Annotated in this window: 13 protein-coding genes; 6 read left to right on the top strand and 7 right to left on the bottom strand. The window is 68.9% G+C overall.

Annotated features, from left to right (window positions below):
* The first annotated feature begins 95 nt into the window (after positions 1-95).
* A complete protein-coding gene (locus tag B0F77_RS24575; protein WP_086665326.1) occupies positions 96-1193 on the top strand; it encodes an acyl-CoA dehydrogenase family protein in 1098 nt (365 codons plus the stop codon).
* A gap of 67 nt (positions 1194-1260) precedes the next feature.
* Here B0F77_RS24575 and B0F77_RS24580 read toward each other — a convergent pair whose 3' ends face one another.
* A complete protein-coding gene (locus tag B0F77_RS24580) occupies positions 1261-1794 on the bottom strand; it encodes a M23 family metallopeptidase (RefSeq protein WP_086665327.1) in 534 nt (177 codons plus the stop codon).
* A gap of 102 nt (positions 1795-1896) precedes the next feature.
* Here B0F77_RS24580 and B0F77_RS24585 point away from each other — a divergent pair, with 102 nt between their 5' ends.
* From B0F77_RS24585 to B0F77_RS24595, 3 genes are all read left to right on the top strand, one after another.
* Entirely contained in the window at positions 1897-2487 is a 591-nt protein-coding gene (locus tag B0F77_RS24585; protein WP_086665328.1) for a DUF4232 domain-containing protein, read from the top strand.
* Positions 2488-2556: 69 nt separating this feature from the next.
* Positions 2557-3180 carry a LysE family translocator gene (locus B0F77_RS24590; RefSeq protein WP_086665329.1) on the top strand — a complete coding sequence of 208 codons (624 nt, stop codon included), beginning with the start codon at positions 2557-2559 and terminating at the stop codon, positions 3178-3180.
* Positions 3181-3199: 19 nt separating this feature from the next.
* Positions 3200-3808: a LysE family translocator gene (locus tag B0F77_RS24595; RefSeq protein WP_086665330.1), complete on the top strand. Its 609-nt coding sequence runs from the start codon at positions 3200-3202 to the stop codon at positions 3806-3808.
* Positions 3809-4033: 225 nt separating this feature from the next.
* On the opposite strand, the gene B0F77_RS24600 is transcribed toward B0F77_RS24595, so the two are convergent.
* The 4 genes from B0F77_RS24600 to B0F77_RS24615 all read right to left on the bottom strand — a co-directional run bounded on the left by B0F77_RS24600 (position 4034) and on the right by B0F77_RS24615 (position 11141).
* Complete coding sequence (locus B0F77_RS24600) at positions 4034-6271, bottom strand: ATP-binding protein (protein ID WP_086665331.1); 2238 nt, start codon at positions 6269-6271, stop codon at positions 4034-4036.
* 64 nt (positions 6272-6335) lie between these two features.
* Positions 6336-8846, bottom strand: coding sequence for a bifunctional lysylphosphatidylglycerol flippase/synthetase MprF (locus B0F77_RS24605; protein WP_143466885.1), 2511 nt, complete (start codon positions 8844-8846; stop codon positions 6336-6338).
* A complete protein-coding gene (locus tag B0F77_RS24610) occupies positions 8813-10111 on the bottom strand; it encodes an alpha/beta hydrolase-fold protein (protein WP_086665333.1) in 1299 nt (432 codons plus the stop codon). The genes B0F77_RS24605 and B0F77_RS24610 overlap by 34 nt, the downstream gene beginning before the upstream one ends.
* A gap of 91 nt (positions 10112-10202) precedes the next feature.
* Positions 10203-11141: a maleylacetate reductase gene (locus B0F77_RS24615; RefSeq protein WP_086665334.1), complete on the bottom strand. Its 939-nt coding sequence runs from the start codon at positions 11139-11141 to the stop codon at positions 10203-10205.
* 100 nt (positions 11142-11241) lie between these two features.
* Here B0F77_RS24615 and B0F77_RS24620 point away from each other — a divergent pair, with 100 nt between their 5' ends.
* Complete coding sequence (locus tag B0F77_RS24620) at positions 11242-13092, top strand: Xaa-Pro dipeptidyl-peptidase (RefSeq protein WP_086665335.1); 1851 nt, start codon at positions 11242-11244, stop codon at positions 13090-13092.
* A gap of 39 nt (positions 13093-13131) precedes the next feature.
* Positions 13132-15099 carry a DNA helicase RecQ gene (recQ, locus tag B0F77_RS24625; RefSeq protein ID WP_086665392.1) on the top strand — a complete coding sequence of 656 codons (1968 nt, stop codon included), beginning with the start codon at positions 13132-13134 and terminating at the stop codon, positions 15097-15099.
* Between the two features lie 37 nt (positions 15100-15136).
* On the opposite strand, the gene B0F77_RS24630 is transcribed toward recQ, so the two are convergent.
* Positions 15137-15832, bottom strand: coding sequence for an RlpA-like double-psi beta-barrel domain-containing protein (locus tag B0F77_RS24630; RefSeq protein ID WP_143466886.1), 696 nt, complete (start codon positions 15830-15832; stop codon positions 15137-15139).
* A gap of 52 nt (positions 15833-15884) precedes the next feature.
* A complete protein-coding gene (locus B0F77_RS24635; protein WP_143466887.1) occupies positions 15885-17900 on the bottom strand; it encodes an NACHT domain-containing protein in 2016 nt (671 codons plus the stop codon).
* Between the last annotated feature and the right edge of the window lies 1 nt (position 17901).

A 17901-nucleotide genomic window follows, 5' to 3' on the forward strand; every position in this document is an offset into this window, starting at 1 on the left:
TAATGGCCGAATCGGTCCGCTCAACGGTCCTGTCGGGTGACTTGACCCGTCGCAGGGGGCGCTCCGTTGCTAGCTTCGGCCGGCGAGGGGGCGTCATGAGCGGATTCGTCGAGGCAGCGGCGGGGTTGAGGCCGGTTCTGGAGCGGCACCAGGCGGCCGGTGACCGTGATCGGCGGTTGACCGGAGAGGCGATGGCCGCACTGCGGGACATCGGGGTGTTCCGCATGTTCGTGTCCGCTGAGCTGGGTGGTCTCGGCCTCGACCTGCTCACCGCCGTGACCGCCACGGCCGAGCTGGCCAAGGGCGATCCGTCGGCCGCCTGGGTCGTCATGATCCTCGGCGCCGGCGACCAGCTCGCCGGACGCTTTCCCGCGCACGTCCAGCGCGAGATCTACGGCGGCGGCCCGGACACGCACATCTGCACCGTGCTCACGCCGCGCGCGAAGGCCGAGCGCGTCGACGGCGGCTGGCGACTCACCGGCGAGTGGTTCCCGGCGTCCGGCTGCCTGCACGCCACCTGGGCCCTGGTGGGCTTCCCGATCGGCGCCGAAGACCAGGGCGTGGCGCTCGTCCCGCTGAGCGAGCTCCGGATCAAGGACACCTGGTTCACCACCGGCATGCGGGCCACCGGCAGCAACCTCATGGCCGGCGAGGACGTGTTCGTGCCGGACGAGCGCGTCCTCAACACCGGCGAGGAGCTCGTCGGCGACATGCCGCTGTTGCCGTCCGTCCTCACGTTCATGATCAGCCCTTACCTGGGCACGGCCCGGGCGGCGCTGGAACACGTTGTGGCGCAGGCGGACAAGCGTCCTGTCTCGTTCACCACCTATCAGCGCCAGAGCGACTCCCCGGCGTTCCAACTGGCGATCGCCGAGGCCGCGGCCAAGATCGACGTGGCGGGCCTGCTGGCCCGGTCGTGCGCCGAGATGGCCGGCGACGCGTCGCCGGACAACCTCGCCCGTGCCCGAGTGCGTCTGCACGCCTCTCACGCCGTGCGGCAGTGCGGTGAGGCGCTGGACCTGCTGGTCTCCGCGCACGGTGCGTCGGCCGTCGCGGAGTCCAGTCCCCTCAACGTGTACCTGCGGGACATGCAGACCGCTCTGCGGCACGCGATGATCAGCCCGACGATGAGCCTGGAGGCGTTCGGCCGTGTGCTGCTGGGCGTGCGTCCCAACATCACACCCCTGATCTAGGGCCATTCCCAGGTAGGACTCGGCGGGCGGCCTCGTCCAGGGCCTTGAACGAGGCCGCCCGCCGTCGTCAGCAGTTGTAGCTCTTCGTCGAGATGTCGCCGTAGTACGTCACGGCCTTGCCGTGCAGGATCGCCTTGACGTCGTTGCCGTTGAGGCGCTGTTCGTAGTGCAGGTGGGTGTAGGTCTGCCCGCCGGACTTGCCGACCGTGCCGACCCGCGCGCCACGGGCGACCTTCTGGCCGTCCTTCACCGCGACCGAGCCGAGGTGCGCGTAGTAGGTCGCCCAGCCGCCGCCGTGGTTGATCACGACGTAGTTGCCGTAGCCCGAGGCCGCGTAGCGCACGTCGACGGTGCCACCGGCGCTGGCGATCACCGGCTTGCCCTTGTCGGAGTCGCCGCTGCCCATGTTGAAGTCGATGGCGTACAACGGTTTGTGGTTGGACCGCGTGCCGGCGCGCCAGATCTGGCCGCACGGGAACGGCATCTCGAACGCCGGTCGCGCGGCGGCGTCCACAGTGGACTCCTCGGCGGTGGCGGTGGTCGTGAACGCGAGTGGTGCCAGCAGCGCGAGCGCCGCTACGGCCAGGCGACTGAACCTCATGATTGCCCCTCTCCAGGCGAAGATCCCGATGGCTGAAGGCTGGCAGCGGGGCCGGACGCCAACCAGAGAGGGAAAACCCTCACCTGTGGCACGATCGGCGGCATGAGACCTGGGGGCAGGATTCTTGTGCTCGTGGCCGCGCTCTTGAGCCTGGCCGGATGCGGATCGAGTGCGGACGCGCTGCCGGACTGGGAACCGCAGGTCGCGCGGTCGATCTCACCGACCACGCCGACCACACCGTCGTCCGCGGAGCCGTCGTGCGACACCGGGCTGCGGTTCACCGAGATCTCCGGCGACTCGGCGATGGGCCTGCGCGTGCGCGTGATCGAAGTGGTCAACTGCGGCACGAAGCCGCTCGAACTGAACGGATATCCGCAGGTCAAGCTGCTCGATGAGGAGAGGCGGCAGCTGGACGCGCAGATCCTCGACGGGTCCGGCGGCATCGCGTTGGTCGAGGGCTTCGACGCCCCGCCACAGCCGATCACCCTGCAGCCGGGGGAGCGCGCGACGAGCGCGTTCATGTGGAAGAACACGAACACGTCGATCGACCCGCCGCTGGTCGGTCGCCACATCGACATCGCGGCCGTGCCGGGCGGCACCTGGCAGCCGCTGGTGCCGATGCCGCCGGGCGACGACTTTCACGTCGACCTGGGCAGCACCGGGCGCCTGGGCGTCCGGGCGTGGCACCGCTAGTGGAGCCGGTCGTATCAGGCGTGTTAATTCTTCTGGTGGCACGGAGTTTCCGTGTGTTCTCATGACGACATGTCGACCACCGCGCTCCTGAGCTTCACGTTCGTCGCGCTGCTGACCGTCATCACGCCGGGCCTGGAAACCTTGCTGGTGCTCAGGACCGCCCTCCTGGTCGGCCGCCGCGCCGCGATGGGCGTCGTGGTGGGCAGCACGCTCGGTTGCCTGGTGTGGGCGACCGCCGGACTCGTCGGTCTCACCGCGCTGCTGCAAGCGTCCGAACTGGCCTACAACATCGTCCGCTGGCTCGGCGCCGGTTACCTGATCTACTTGGGCGCCAAGGCACTCTGGCAGTCGTTCGTCCTGAGGCACCGCCGTCCCGTCGCGATCGACGAACCCGCACCCGTGCCGTCGGTCCGCGCGGCTGTCCGGGTCGGACTGCTGACGAACCTGCTCAACCCGAAGCCGGGCGTCTTCTACCTCTCGCTGCTGCCCCAGTTCCTGCCCGTCGGACAGCCCGCGTGGGGCGGCGTGCTCGTGGCCATCCACCTCGGCATCGGCCTGCTGTGGTTCCCGATCGTGATCACGGCGGCCGGCCGCGCGCGTGCTTTCCTGCTGCGGCAACGGATCCTGCTGGACCGCCTCTCCGCGTCCGCGCTGATCGCCTTCGGCCTGAAAACGGCGGCGGACGCGCGCTGACGTGTGATCTCATGACCCCATGACGACCGCCGCCCTCCTGGCCTTCACCCTCGTCGCGCTGCTCACCGTCGTCACGCCCGGCCTCGACACCGTGATGGTGTTGCGGACGGCGTTGCTGAGCGGCAGGCGTGCGGCGTTCGGCGTTGTCCTCGGCATCACGCTGGGGTGCCTGGTGTGGGCGGTCGCGAGTCTCGCGGGCTTGACGGCGCTGCTCACCGCGTCCGAACTGGCCTACGACGTCGTCCGCTGGCTCGGCGCCGCGTACCTGATCTACCTGGGCGCCAAGGCGTTGTGGCATTCGCGGAAGTCCGTGTCACTCGAGGACTCACGTCCGGTGCCGGATGCCAGGGCGTCATTGCGTGCCGGACTGCTGACGAACCTGCTCAACCCGAAGGTCGGCGTCTTCTACCTGTCGCTGCTGCCGCAGTTCATGCCCGCCGGCCAGCCCGCGTGGGGTGCGGCACTCGTCGCCATCCACCTCGGCATCGGCCTCGTGTGGTTGCCGATCCTGATCGCGCTGGCCGGCCGTGCCCGTGCCTTCCTGATGCGTCAACGGGTCCTGCTGGACCGTCTGACCGCATCCGTGTTCGTCGGACTGGGTTTGAAGCTGGCGTTCGAAGCGCGCTAGTAGTCCAGTCGGGTGAATATCGGCTACCCCGATCAGAATGCGCAATTTTGCCGATGCGTCCGTATGAGGGCCTGGGTGAGATTGATGGTCCGGCGTCGAGCTCAGCGTCGGACGGGCACTCCCGGTGGGTTGGGTTGGCCACGGTGATGACCGTGATCATCCGGGGGGAAGTGATCGCGGGGCGTTGGCCCAGCACCACCGGGTGCCCGTGCAGTTCGGAGCGCTTCAGCGTTCGCCGGTGGCCGTGCGATGCCAGGCCGCGAGCGCGACCCTGTTCGGCAACCCCAGCTTCGCGCGGATGTTGACCACGTGCCGGTCCGCCGTCCGCGGCGAGATGAACAGCCGGGCCCCAATCTGCTTCGAGGTCAGCCCGTCCGCGACGAGTCCGGCGATCGTGAACTCCTGCCTGGTCAGCCCACCCGGCAGTGCGGGTTTGACCGGTCGCCGCTCGGATTCCGGCACCGGTTCGAGCGCGAACTCCATCGCCTGTTCGTGCCGCAGGTCGGCGCCCAGCGTCGTGATCACCTGGTAGTCGTCGCCGAGCGCGCGGCGGACGGTCCGGTCAGCGCGTTCCAGCATCTTGTGGAACGGGCTCATGCTGCCGAACGCGACCCGTGAGATCCGTTCCTGCGACCGCAGCGCACCGAGCAGGCGGGCTGCACGGTCGTGCGCACCCAGCTCGGCGCACGTGCAGGCGAGCAGCCACAGGGTGTACGCGGGACCCCAGGCGTCGCCGAGCACCAGTTGGATCCGCAACGCCTCCACCGCGAGCGCGTGCACCTGTGCGGGGTCGCCGTGGATCAGTTCGTAGAGACCCTGCTGCCAGAGTCCCCAGGCGTGCGCCCAGTCCGCGCCGCTGTCCTCGCCCAGCCTGACCAGCCCGGTCGTGGCCTTCTCCGCCGCCTCGGCGTCCTGCAGGAAGCACGCGGCCATCGTGTGCAGCAGCTCGGTGATGTAGGTGTCGCCCGGCGACGCGAAATCGCGCGAGAGCTCGACGACGTGCGCGTACAACGGCACGGAGTCCGCTGAGCCCTCGACGTAGAAGAGGTGCGTGGCCTCGACGAACACCAGGTGCACGTCGGTCATCGGCAGCCGCGGCAACGAACGGGCCTCGTTCATCAACGGGATCGCCGCCGCCATGTCGCCCTGCGTCTGGGCCAGGTAGGCGATGTGCGCCAGCAGCGACGTGCGCAGCGGCGGCTCGGTGATCACCTTGAGCGCCACCGCGAGCAGGTCGCGCGCCTGGCCGAGCATGCCCGCGAACGACGTGAACCGGGTGCGCTGCACGTTCATCGCCATGACAGTGCCGATCTCGGCCAGGTCCGGGGTCTCGAGCGCGTGCCCGATCGCGGCGCGGATGTTCGGCCACTCCTCGCGCAGCCGTCCCATCCACAACGCCTCGTCCGGCGAGAACCACGAGCGGGTCGCCTCATCCACGAACCCGCTGTAGTGCAGCACGTGCCGTCGCAACGGCTCGTCCGCGCTCACGAGCAGACGAGCGCCGAACTGCGCCACGGTGTACAGCAGCCGATAGCGCGTACGCCGGGTGACCGGACTCGTCGTCGCCACCACGATCGACTTGCGGACCAACGCGGACAACGGCTCCAGCACGTCCGCGCCCACCACCGCCTCGGCGGCTGTGCGATCGAAGTCCGCGGGGAACACCGACAGCGTCCCCCACAGCTGCCGTTCCTCGTCCGTGCAGTGCCGCGCGGACCACTCGAAGGCCCGCTCCAGCGTGGCGTGGTGCGCCGGTCCGTGCGTGTCGCCGATCAGGAGGTCGAACCGGCGGTCGAGCTGGTCGAGCACGTCGGTCAGCGACATCTCGGCCAGCCGCGCGGCCGCGAGCTCGATCGCGAGCGGCAGCCCGTCCAACGCCCGGCACAGCGCCGTGACCTCGGGCAGGTCGTTCTCGGTCAGCATGGCGCCCGCCGCGTCCGCCCTCTCCAGGAACAGCTGCACGGCGTCCTCGTCGACGGTCAGCGGCGGCACCCGCAGCAGATGCTCGCCGTAGACGCCGAGCTGTTCCCGCGAGGTCGTGAGGATCGTCAGGCCCTCGCAGTCGCGCAACAGGTGGTGCACGAGGTGCCGAACGGCTTCCAGCAGGTGCTCGCAGTTGTCCAGCACGAGCAGCAAGTGCTTGTCGTACAACGACTCCACCAGCCGGCCGAGCCCGGAGTCCGGCGAGTTGTCGACGATCCGCAGCTCGGCCGCGACCGTGCGCGCGAGCAACGCCGGATCCTTGAGATCCGCGAGCCGCACCTCCCAGACCCCGTGCTGGAACGCGGACGTCCGGGTCATGGCGCGCCCGGTCTCCACGGCGATGCGTGTCTTGCCCACACCGCCGGCACCCACCAATGTGACCAGCCTGGCCTTGCCGAGGAGTGCCTCGGTTTCGGCGAGCACCGCCCGGCGGCCGATGAACGTCGTGGTCTGGGCAGGCAGATTGCCCCGCACGGTCATCGGCGCATCTTCGCTCAGTGACGCTCTGGTGTGCTGATGAGGATCACCTCACCACCCTTTCGGCCTAGTGGGTTCGACCGTGCGTGGTCGCCCGCTCACGAGAACGAATGATCATCTTGGTCGCCAGCCGCAGTCCCTGCCGCGCGTTGAGGTGCGGCAGGTACGCGCGGCTGACCGCGTTCGCGATGCGGGGCAGCGCGGCCGAGTCCGGGTAGGCCATGAACATCGGCCGGTAGCTCGGCTGGAACTTGGCCTTGAACGCGAACAGCGAGCGGAACCCGTAGACCGGCTCCAGCACCTGCCCGGTGAGGTCCAGGACGCGCTGCAGCGCCCGAGGGCGTTCGCCTCGGTCCAACCTGGCCAGCGGCGCTCCCGACAGGCTCAGGAACCGCGCGCCCTCGGCTTTCAGGTCCAGCGCGGCCGAGGCGATCAGGAACTCCATCGAGCCGCGGAAACCGTGCGAGCGGCGACGCATGAAGTCGAGCGTGTACCCGACGACCTCGCCGTCGGCGTACACCGGCAGCCAGCTCGTGATGCCGTGCACCGTGCGGTCGGCGTCCACGGCCAGCAGGCAGCGCACACCGTCGCCGGTGAGCTCCTCCAGCCCGCCGAGCGTGAAGCCCATCTCCGGCAGCCCTTTGTCCGCCACCCACTCCGACGAGATCGACCGGATCTGGTCGGTGATCGCGAACGGCGCGTCGGCGTACGTGCACCACTCGGCGGTGATGCCCTCCTTGCCGGCCTTGTTCAGGGCCGTGCGCACGTCCTGCCACTTCTTGCCGGTGAAGGCCAGCGTGTCCAGTTCGATCACGGTGTCCTCGGCGACCTGCACCGCGGACCACCCCAGGTCCTCCACCTCCTTCCGCGTCTTCTCGCCCACGCTGTACAGGCACGGCGTCCAGCCGTTGCGCGCGCAGAACTCCGCGAACCCGCGCACGGCGTCCACCGGCGCCGGACCGATCGGGTCGCCGACGGTCAGCGCGATCGTCGCCACCACCCGGTACGCGATGGCCGTCTCGCCGTCGGGCGTGAACCAGTACTGGTTGCCACGCCACGTCGTCATGTACGACAGCGACGAACCGCCGTAGCGCCGCATCAGCTCGCGGGCGTGCGCCGCCTCCTCCTCGCACGCGGACGGCCACGTGCGCCACGACGCCATCAGCAGACCCGCCAGCACGATCAGCCAGAACACCACGCCCGTGTACTCGAACAGCAGCATGCCGATGAACCCCTTGGCGGAGAACTGCAGCGGCACCAGGTCGAGGTAACCCGGCGGCAGGAACCGCGTCGGCAGATCAGCGAGCAGCTCGGTGAAACCCGGCTCCGGCGTGAACTGGTCGCGGACCAGGTACCCGCCGAAGACGTACAGCGCCGACAGCAACCCGATGCTGCCCGCCGTGAACCGCCAGAACTTCGTGACGGCATGCCGAGGTAGACGCACTGCGAAATGCTTGCGCGTCAACAACAGCACCACGGTGATCGCGAGCGGCGCCAGCATCGGCACGCCGAACGAGACCGTGAGCTCCAGCAGGCTGGCGTCCGGAAAGCGCGCGACGTACACGACGTACGAACCGATGAACGCCGCGAACGCCACGTTGAACACCAGCGCCGACCGCCACGCGAACCGCCGGCCGCGCCGCAGCCCTTCCGCCAGCACGAGCAGCAGCAACGCCGGCAGCAACGACATCACGAGCGCGGGGAACCGCCCGTACGACAGCTGAACCACCATCGTCCGGCACAGCTCGACCGCGTCCGAGGCGCACATCGCGTCGACGTCGTCGGGCGACGGCTGTGCGACGGCCACGACGTCCGCGAACCACCACAGCGGGCCGTTCGGGTACGGCGACATCATCGACACCACCGGTCCGAGCGCCGAAGCCGCGAGCAGCAGCGCCACCAGCACCCGCGTCTCCTGCAGCGGGCGCTCACCGGTCAGACCGGCGGTGCGCCCGGCTCCGCCCTTCACGACAGCGTTTTTTGGTATGGCAGCCCCGATCAGCAACCCGGCCACGCCACCGGACAGTCGGAGCAGGTCTTCGAACCAACCCGAGTACAGCGTAAGGACCAGCACCGACAAGATCAGCAACAGCCGGACGCGGCGCCTCCACAGCGGTGGCATCCGGAACGTCAGCGCGAGCGCGAGTCCGACCCCGCCGGTCGACGGCCCCGCCGTGACCTCGCCCACCAGCGACTCGAGCCAGCCCCAGTGCACGTCCCGCCCGAGCAGCACCAGCCCGAGGCCCAGGAACGAGCCGAGCACGTGCGAGGACAGGAAGATCGCCGCCGTGCGCAGCGCTCCGAACGTGCGCTCGGCCAGCGGGCCGAACACGAGCAGCAGCACGGTGGTTCCGACGTAGCCCAGCAGGTCCATCGACCACAAGGCCGAGCTGAACACGGTCCACAGCTGGCTCTCGGTGCCGAAACCGGTGCGGGCGAGCAGACCGTCGCTCGCGCCGTTGATCGCACCGGTCAGTGCCCCGAGGGTCCAGAGGACGACGAGGAACGTGCAGGTCAGTGGCGCGGTGCGGAACAACCGGGCGATCATCTGACCAGCCCTGTCCGCTGCGCGAGCCACGGCAGCGAGCTGTAAAAGCCCGGCCGCCACACGTTCCAGTCGTGCGCTCCCGGTAGTTCCTTCCACTGGACGTCCATTCCGGCCTTGCGACAGGCCTCGAACACCTCGGCGTCAGCCGGGCGGTAAAGAGCGTCGTCCTTGCCGGCCACGATCACGCCCGCGGTGTGCGGGAACCGTTTCCTGGCAAGGATGTCCATGGGATTCACGCGGATGAACGCCGCTTCGTCGCCGCCGAAGGCGGCCTTGACCGTCTCAGCGCGCGTGCCGAGCGTGGGCTCGCGCTGGCCGGACAGGTTGATGAAGTTCCCGTACACGTCAGGCGCGCGCACCGCGAGCTGAAGAGCGCACGTGCCGCCGTGTGAGAAGCCCGAGATCGTCCACGCTTCACGGCGTTCGTCGACCGTGAGGCGTTCTTTGATCCACTTGGGCACGTCGCGGGCCAGGTAGCTCTCCGACTGGCCCAGTTTCGAGTCGAGGCAGAGCGTGTTCGCCGTGGTGGAACCGAGCTGGTCGGCCATCACGACGATCGGTGCCAGGCCGTTGTGGGCGCGCGCGAACGCGTCCATGTTCTCGATGATCCCGCCGGCGTCGTACCAGTCGCGGGGCGTACCGGGCTGGCCGGCCAGCAGGACGATCACCGGCAGCCGCGGCCGGGGTTTCGCGGTGTACGCGGGCGGCAGGTAGATCCACGCCGGGCGGGCCCGGAACGTGCCGGGGATCTCGATCTCGGACAACGTGCCCTTGTCCGGCAGTCCGGCGGGGGCCTTCCAGACCTCGGCGAGCGTCTTGCCGGGCGGCACCTCGAGCACGTCCGAGGGCGTCTCCTCCTTCTCCGGGAGGTTCACGCTCGGGTTGTGGAACAGCTGCATCACCGCCCGCGCCGTCGGGTACTGCCCGAAATAGGCGTTGGTGGCCGTGATGGCGCTTGTGATGACGACGATCGCGGCGATCACGCTCAACACACGTCCGTACCATCGCGACGGACGTAGCCGTGCAACAGCGAGAGTCAGCGCCACGAGTGCCACGCCCAGCCACACCATCAGAATGATCGGCATGGGTTCGGGCCAGGGCTTCCACAGGTTGTTGACGACGAGCGTCAGCCCGGTCACGAAGAGCGCGCACACGAGCACGACGATCGGCAGCACGCGAACCCACCAGGTCCGGTTCTTCCGAATCACGAGGTATGTCAGTGCGAGCGCGGCCGCGACCGTGGCGGCCTTCGGGATCGGTCCGTATATCAGCGACAGATCCAGCGGGCTGAGCATGCCTCGTATTCTTCAGGAAGCCTTCAGGCGGCACATCAGAGGTTCGTCTTAGTTCAGGGCTGTGAACATCAGCCTTAAGAATGACAACCGGTCAGTCGGATGGCACGTCGCGCCACGCGTTCGTCAGCACCCGCAACGCCTCAGGATGCTCGGCGATCTCCGCGGCACGGGACAAATCGGACTCCGCCATCCCCAGTTCGCGCAACGAGGTCGCCGCACCGAACCGTTCGGCCGTGTCGTGGATCTGCTTGGCCAGGTCAGCGGGCGCCGTGTGGGAGAGAAGTGCCGTGTGCGTGGCGGCATGCGGCAATCCGAACGTACCGCCCAAAACGTGCGCGAGCTTGTGGTGCAGTCCCATGGGGACGGACGCGAGACAGGTGCCCGCGAGCCAGGCCGAGGACAACAGTTCGGTCCGCGCATCCACAGTGGAGGGGTTTCCGCTCAAAGCGTGCAAAACGCCATCAATCGCCCGGGAAGCGATGGCGTCGATCAACGGGTTCTCGTTGCCTCGCGCGGTGACGGCGTGTGCGAGGGCGTTCAGCGCGCTCGTCACCGTCACGTCGAGCGGCAGGTCCAGGGTCAGGTCGACGTCGTAGATCACCGTGTCCGGCTGGATCGACGCGTCCCGTCGCGTCTTCTTCAGCCCCGACGACGTCTCGCCCAGCACCGGTGTGACCTCGGACCCCGCGTAGGTCGTCGGAATGATGATCTGAGGCACGCCGGCGCGCACCGAGAGCGCCTTGGACAGTCCCGTGCTCGACCCGCCGCCTACCGACACCACGCAGTCCGCGCCGTGTTCGCGTAACAACGCGAGCGCGCGCTCCGTGACCTCGACCGGCGTGTGCATCGCCGCGCCGGTGAACCGAGTGGCGAGCAGCGGACCGAGCCCGGCCGCCACCTTGTCCCCGCCGTGCCGGGCGATCAGCAGGACCCGCGTCGCGCCCAGCCGCTCGGCCTCGGCGCGCACGGTGGCGGCGGTGCCACGGCCGAAGACGACGCGGCTGCGCGCGGGTTCGAAGGTGAAGCTCACGAAGGTCGAATATTCGCGACCGGGCGTAGCCGCGCAACCGCGAAGGATCAAGCCTTTCGGCTCTGACGGGTGATCTCGTCACTCCATAGCGTGAAACTTCATGAAGCGTGTTCGTGTTGTAGTGGCGTTAGCAGGGGCCCTGACCCTGACGCCAATCCCTGCCACAGCGGCGACACCGGCGTTCACCCTGTCCGGTGGGGTGTCCGCACCGATCCACTCGATGGCCGACGCGGTCCGCGAGACCGTCTACGTCGACTCGGGTCTCGACCTCGACGGCGACGGCACCCGCGACCGGGTGACCGCCGACATCATCAGACCCTCCACGACCGGGCGCGTGCCCGTGATCATGGAGGCCAGCCCGTACTACCAGAGTGCGGGCCGCGGGAACGAGAGCGAGGTCAAGACCTACGACTCCGCCGGCCTGCCGGTGAAGTTCCCGCTCTTCTACGACAACTACTTCGTGCCGCGCGGCTACGCCGTCGTGCTGGTCGACTTCCTCGGCACGAACCGGTCGCGCGGCTGCGTCGACGTCGGTGGCCAGTCGGAGATCGCGTCCGGCACCGCCGTGATCGACTGGCTGAACGGCCGGCGCACCGGCTACACAACTCTGACCGGCACCGCGACGAAGGCCGCCTCGTGGTCGACCGGCGCCGTCGGCATGATCGGCAAGTCGTGGGACGGCTCGATCGCGAACGGCGTGGCGTCGACCGGGATCGACGGGCTGAAGACCATCGTGCCGATCGCGGCCATCAGCTCCTGGTACGACTGGTTCCGCTCGGACGGCGTGTCCTTCACCGGTTACGGCACGCCGACCAGTCTGGGTTCGAACTTCGAGAACTCCAACGCGCGTTCGCGGTGTGGTGCCGTGCGCACGCAGATGACCAACGGTGCTCCGTCCAACGGTGACTACACGGCGATGTGGCAGGCACGTGACTTCGTGCGCAACGCGTCGCGCGTGAAGGCGTCGGTCTTCGCGATTCACGGGCAGAACGACCTGAACGTGAAGACGGTGCAGTACGGCCAGTTCTGGGACGCGCTGCCGGCGTCGGTGCCGAAGAAGCTCTGGTTCTCGCAGACCGCGCACGTCGACCCGTTCGACTTCCGCCGTGGTGAGTGGGTCGCGACGCTGCACCGGTGGTTCGACCGCTGGCTGCTGAACGTGCCGAACGGGATCGAGAACGAACCGCAGGTGTCCTCGGAGCGTGCGCCGGACCAGTGGGCGGACGACCAGACGTGGCCTCCCACGGGCACCGTCGGCACCGTGTTGCGTCCTTCTTCTTCGGGCCTGGGCACGGCAGCGGGCACCGGCACCGCGGCGTTCACCGACAACGGCAGCGGTACGCCGTCGAACTGGCTCTCCGGTTCGAACACGGGCAGGGCGATCTACTCGACCGCGCCACTGGCCTCGGACCTACGCGTCGCCGGTACGTCGTCGATCACCGTGGGTGTGTCGTCGTCCACGTCGACCGCGCACCTGACGGCGTACCTCGTCGACTACGGCCCGGCTCGGGTGCGGACCGGTGAGGGCATCCGGACCCTGACGACCGAGTCGTGTTGGGGCGAGAACCGCACGGGTGATGACGCCTGTTACCGCAACACGGAAGCAACGGCCGGCGACGTCGACGCGCAGATCATCGCGCGCGGATGGGCGGACCTCGCGAACTACGCGTCGCTCTCGGCTCCGCGCACCATCACGCCGGGAACCAAGTACCGCATGACGTTCCGACTGTCCACAACGGACCACGTCATCCCGGCGGGGCACCGGCTCGGCCTGCTGATCGCCGGCACGGACTCGAGCGCGACCGTCCGGCCGAGCCAGCTGCCGAGGCTGACCGTCGACCTGGCGGACACGTCGGTGCGGATCCCGCTGCTGGGCACGGTGCCGTCGGCTTCGGCGGTCCCGCTGGTCGCCAGCAGCGTTTCCGCTGGTACGAGGAGCGAGTTGGGCTAGCGCCCCGGACTGTCGGTGCTGCTCGCTAGCATCGGCGCCATGGGTTCTACAGACCACGGGGACGCGCTGCAGGTCCTGCAGCGCGTCTTCGGGTATCCCGAGTTCCGCGGCGACCAGGCCGCCATCGTCGAGCACGTGATCGCGGGTGGCGACGCGCTCGTGCTGATGCCGACCGGTGGCGGCAAGTCGCTGTGCTACCAGGTGCCCGCCCTGGTCCGGCAGGGCACCGGCGTGGTGATCTCCCCGCTCATCGCGCTGATGCAGGACCAGGTGGACGCGTTGCGCGCGCTCGGCGTGCGCGCGGGCTTCCTGAACTCCTCGCTGTCGTGGGACGAACGGCGGATGGTCGAGGCCGAGTTCGTCAACGGCGAGCTCGACCTGCTCTACCTGGCGCCGGAACGGCTGACGTCCGAGGCCACCCTGCGCCTGCTCGACCAGGGCGAGATCGCGCTGTTCGCGATCGACGAGGCGCACTGCGTCTCCCAGTGGGGCCACGACTTCCGCCCGGACTACCTGATGCTGGCGCACCTGCACGAGCGCTGGCCGAAGGTGCCCCGCATCGCGCTCACGGCCACCGCGACGGACGCCACCCGCAAGGAGATCCTGACGCGCCTCGAACTGGGCGAGGGCCGCCAGTTCGTGTCGAGCTTCGACCGCCCGAACATCCAGTACCGCATCGTCGCGAAGAAGGAACCCAAGAAGCAGCTTCTCGACCTGCTGCGCGGTGAGCACCAGGGCGAGGCCGGCATCGTCTACTGCCTCTCCCGCGCCTCGGTCGAGAAGACCGCGGAGTTCCTGGTGGCCAACGGCATCCAGGCCCTCCCGTACCACGCGGGGCTGGACGCGTCGGTCCGGCAGCGCAACCAGGCCCGGTTCCTCCGGGAGGACGGCCTGGTCATGGTCGCCACCATCGCCTTCGGCATGGGCATCGACAAGCCGGACGTCCGCTTCGTGGCCCACCTCGACCTCCCGAAGTCGGTCGAGGGCTACTACCAGGAGACGGGCCGGGCCGGCCGCGACGGCCTCCCGTCCACCGCCTGGCTCGCGTACGGCCTGCAGGACGTGGTGCAGCAGCGCAAGATGATCGAGTCCTCGGAAGGCGACCTGGCGTTCCGCCGCCGCTCCCAGGCTCACCTCGACGCGATGCTCGCCCTGTGCGAGACCATCACGTGTCGCCGCACCATGCTCCTCGACTACTTCGGGCAGACCGGCGTTCCCTGCGGCAACTGCGACACCTGCCTGACGCCGCCGGAGTCGTGGGACGGCACGGTCGCCGCGCAGAAGATCCTCTCGACGGTCTGGCGCCTGCGCAACGAGCGCGGCCAGAAGTTCGGCGCCGGCCAGACCATCGACATCCTGCTGGGCCGCAAGACCGCCAAGATCATCCAGTTCGACCACGACCGCCTCAGCACCTTCGGTCTCGGCGAGGACCTGAACGAGAGCGAGTGGCGAGGCGTCGTCCGTCAGCTCCTCGCTCAGGGCCTGCTGGCCGTGGAAGGCGAGTACTCGACGCTGGTCCTCACCGAGGCGAGCACCGAGGTCCTGAGCCGCAAACGCGATGTCCTCATGCGCAAGGACCCGGCCCCGGTCCGCTCCACCACCCGCGTGGCCTCCCCGAGTGCAGCCAAGGCGAAGGTCGACCTCCCGGCGGAGGCAGGCCCGCTCTTCGAGGCTCTGCGCGAGTGGCGCGCTCAGCAAGCCCGCGAACAGAGCGTCCCGGCCTACGTGATCTTCCACGACGCCACCCTGAAGGCCATCGCGGCCTCCCGTCCCGGCTCGCTCACCGCCCTGGGTGCGGTGAGCGGCGTGGGGCAGGCGAAGCTCGCGAAGTACGGCGAACAGATCCTGGAGGTGGTGGCGGCAGGCGGCCCGGCCCCCGCTGCCGAGCCGGTGGCCCCTGCCCCCAAGCCGAAGTCCAGGACGACGAGCACGGGCGGTGCGGCGTGGGGGTCGGACGCGGACGAGTGGCCGGAACCGGAGGAGCCCGACGAGCCGATGGACTGGTAGCGGTCAGCTCGCCGCCCGCCTTGATGTCCGGTGCGGCTCAGGTCACCTTTTCGATCTGAGCACGCTTGATGACGTTCTTGCCCGATTCGCCGACCAGGTTGAAAGCCGCGCTGTTCAACACCACACAGCCCGACCCGACGCCGATGATTCGTACGGTCGTCTGCCGCGCGTTGTCCAGATTGGTCACCCGGACCGAAGTCCCGACCGGCAGCTGCGACGAAAACGCTCCGGCCGCGCCACCGACGGCGGACAACCCGACCGTCGCACCGTCGCAGACGACCTGACCGACCACGCCGGAAGACCGGACCCGAGACGTGGAGGTCCGGGCGGGTGCCGGTGCCGGCGCATTCCCCACGATCTCCACGCGAGTTCGCCGGAGAACGCTTTCCGCCCCGATCCGCGCCGAATCATCGGAGCGCAGCGAGTCAAAGGCAGCGGTGTTGAGCGAGGCGCATCCGTTCGACACCCCGGTGACCGAAACGGTGATCGCCTTGCCGTTGGCGAGATTGGTGATTCGCAAAGACGTTCCGACCGGGAACTGGTCGGACAGCACACCGGCGGGTCCGCCGGACGCGACCGAGCTCAGCGCCTTGCCCGCGCAGACCTCCTTGCCCGCCACCCCCGACTGCGAGGAGGGGGCGTCGGAACCGGCGAGGGCGAAGGCCGCACCTCCGACGGCCGCGATGACCGAGAACGCCCCGGTACCCGCGATCCAGCCCTTCGACCAGCGCATGTGCAACACCCGACCTTTCTTTCAGGCCGTACGGCCCGCAGATCGGGAAGGTTCAACGGCGCGTGGCTCGAACCAGCGCGGTTGGGTCACATGACGCCAGGTGATCTCGCAGGGCGACGTGGGCGAACCGGTACTCGCCGTCGACGCGGGTGAGCAGCAGCCGGTCCTGGGCGACGTGCAGCAAAGCCTTGCGGCGGAACGACAACTCGCCGAGCGACAACGGCCGCGTGACGCCTTCCGCGGCCGCTTCGGCGAGTGCGTCGAACGGCCAGACGTAGTCGCGGGCAGCGGTCGGCGTCACCAGCAAACCCAGTGCGACGCCCAGCGCCGGTCCCCATGATCCCAAGATCCCGAGCCCGCCCAGCGCACCGACCAATCCGAGCACCGGGACGGCCGGCTGCACCCACCACGGGCGCCCGATTCTCATGCGTTGCTGTTGCACCGGGCGCACCGTGCTCCACACCCGTCCCACGGCCGCTGCGAACACACCGCCTGCCACGCCTGCGGAAAAGCCGATCCCCATGCCCGCCAACACCACGTAGGGACCGGTCCAGATCATCAGGACTCCCGGCGTCGCGGCGATCAGTACGGACCACGCCGCGGGCGCTTTGCCTGGTACGAAGCCCAACGCCAAGAAGAATGACACCACCACCACGAACACATACGCCACGAAGTACGGCCACGGCGTGCCAATGCCACCAAGCCACAAACCGGCGAGCCCGACCAGCAGACCCGCGAACACGCCTGCGAGAAAACCGAGCGCAGCCGTCAGAATTCCGTGTGCGCGTCCAGGCGGGTGGAAGACGTGCGGCAGTTTGTTCACCAGCGCGAGCAAAGAAGAAGACGCGACGACAAAAACGACTGCGGGCAACAACCCGAGCTGTACACCGGTCAAAAACGCCACGGCACACACACCACCGGCATATGCGGCAGGTACCGCGCGCACGAACAGCAACCACAAAGGACGCGTTGGCAGCAGCGGAATCCACGCACGGCGGTGAGGCATGTGCACCGGCGCGCCGAGATCCGGCCTGCCCAACCGTGCGAGGAACTTCAACGCGCGGATGGTCGGGCCCGCGGCACGTTGGTTCGAAAGCCGCTCCACCACGAACGACCCCACGAAGTCGATGCCGATCGTGTCGACCTGCTTGTCCAGATGGGTGAGCGCCAACAGGTTCAGCGCCAGCGGTGAGTCGAGCCGTTCCCAGATCGCCGGCGTCAGCGCGGACTCCAGGCTGTCGAGACGTGGGCTGACCGAAGCGATGTACTCCAGCACCTGGCCGCGTGACAACGGCTCGACGTGGACCGACGGCAGGTTCTCGATCGGAGCCGTCGAGCAGACGACCGACGCGAACGGGGCGAGTTCGGACTCGCAGTGCGCGCGATCGACGCGCGGCACCTCGTCCAGGCCGTCGATGAGCACGGCCACCCGCTCACGGCGCAGCCAGATCGTGCCGGCCGAGCGGCTGATGCCGTAGCGCCGGTTCATCTCGCGCAAAAGCCACGCGGTGAACTCGGTCGGCTTGCGGGTGCCGTACGCGCGCCACGTCGCCAAGTCCACGACAACGGGAATCGGTGCCTCGGGGTCGTTTCGCGCGCGCTCGACCAACACCAGGCACAGCTCGCGCAGCAACGTCGACCGCCCGCTGCCGACCGGGCCGACCAGAACCATGGTGTGGCCGAGCCGGTCGTAGACGGCTTCCAGGTCCGAGGAGGAGATCTCCTCGCCCTCGACCCGCACGAAGAGCCGCGGCTGCCGCAGCACGCCGAGTTTGATCTGGGTCTGTGCGGCCAGCGACGAAGCGAGCAGGGCCTTCACGCGCGTCTCGACCCGTCCCAGGGCGGCGGTACGGCTGCTCGTCTCGTGACCGCGCACACGTTCCCAGATGGCAAGACCGATCGCGACCAGGACCATCGCTCCGACCGTGGGCCAGAGCCACCGGCCGAACCGGCCGAGGAACTCCGGAGTGGCCCCGCCGGTGCTCACACTGATGGCCGCCGGAAGCAGTAAAACGACGGTGACCAGGCACAACGCGGCCAGGGCGGTCAGCCGTGCCGCTCTCGTCACC

Origin of the sequence: Lentzea kentuckyensis (assembly GCF_002150765.1) — a bacterium.
GTDB classification, from domain to species: Bacteria; Actinomycetota; Actinomycetes; order Mycobacteriales; family Pseudonocardiaceae; genus Lentzea; species Lentzea kentuckyensis.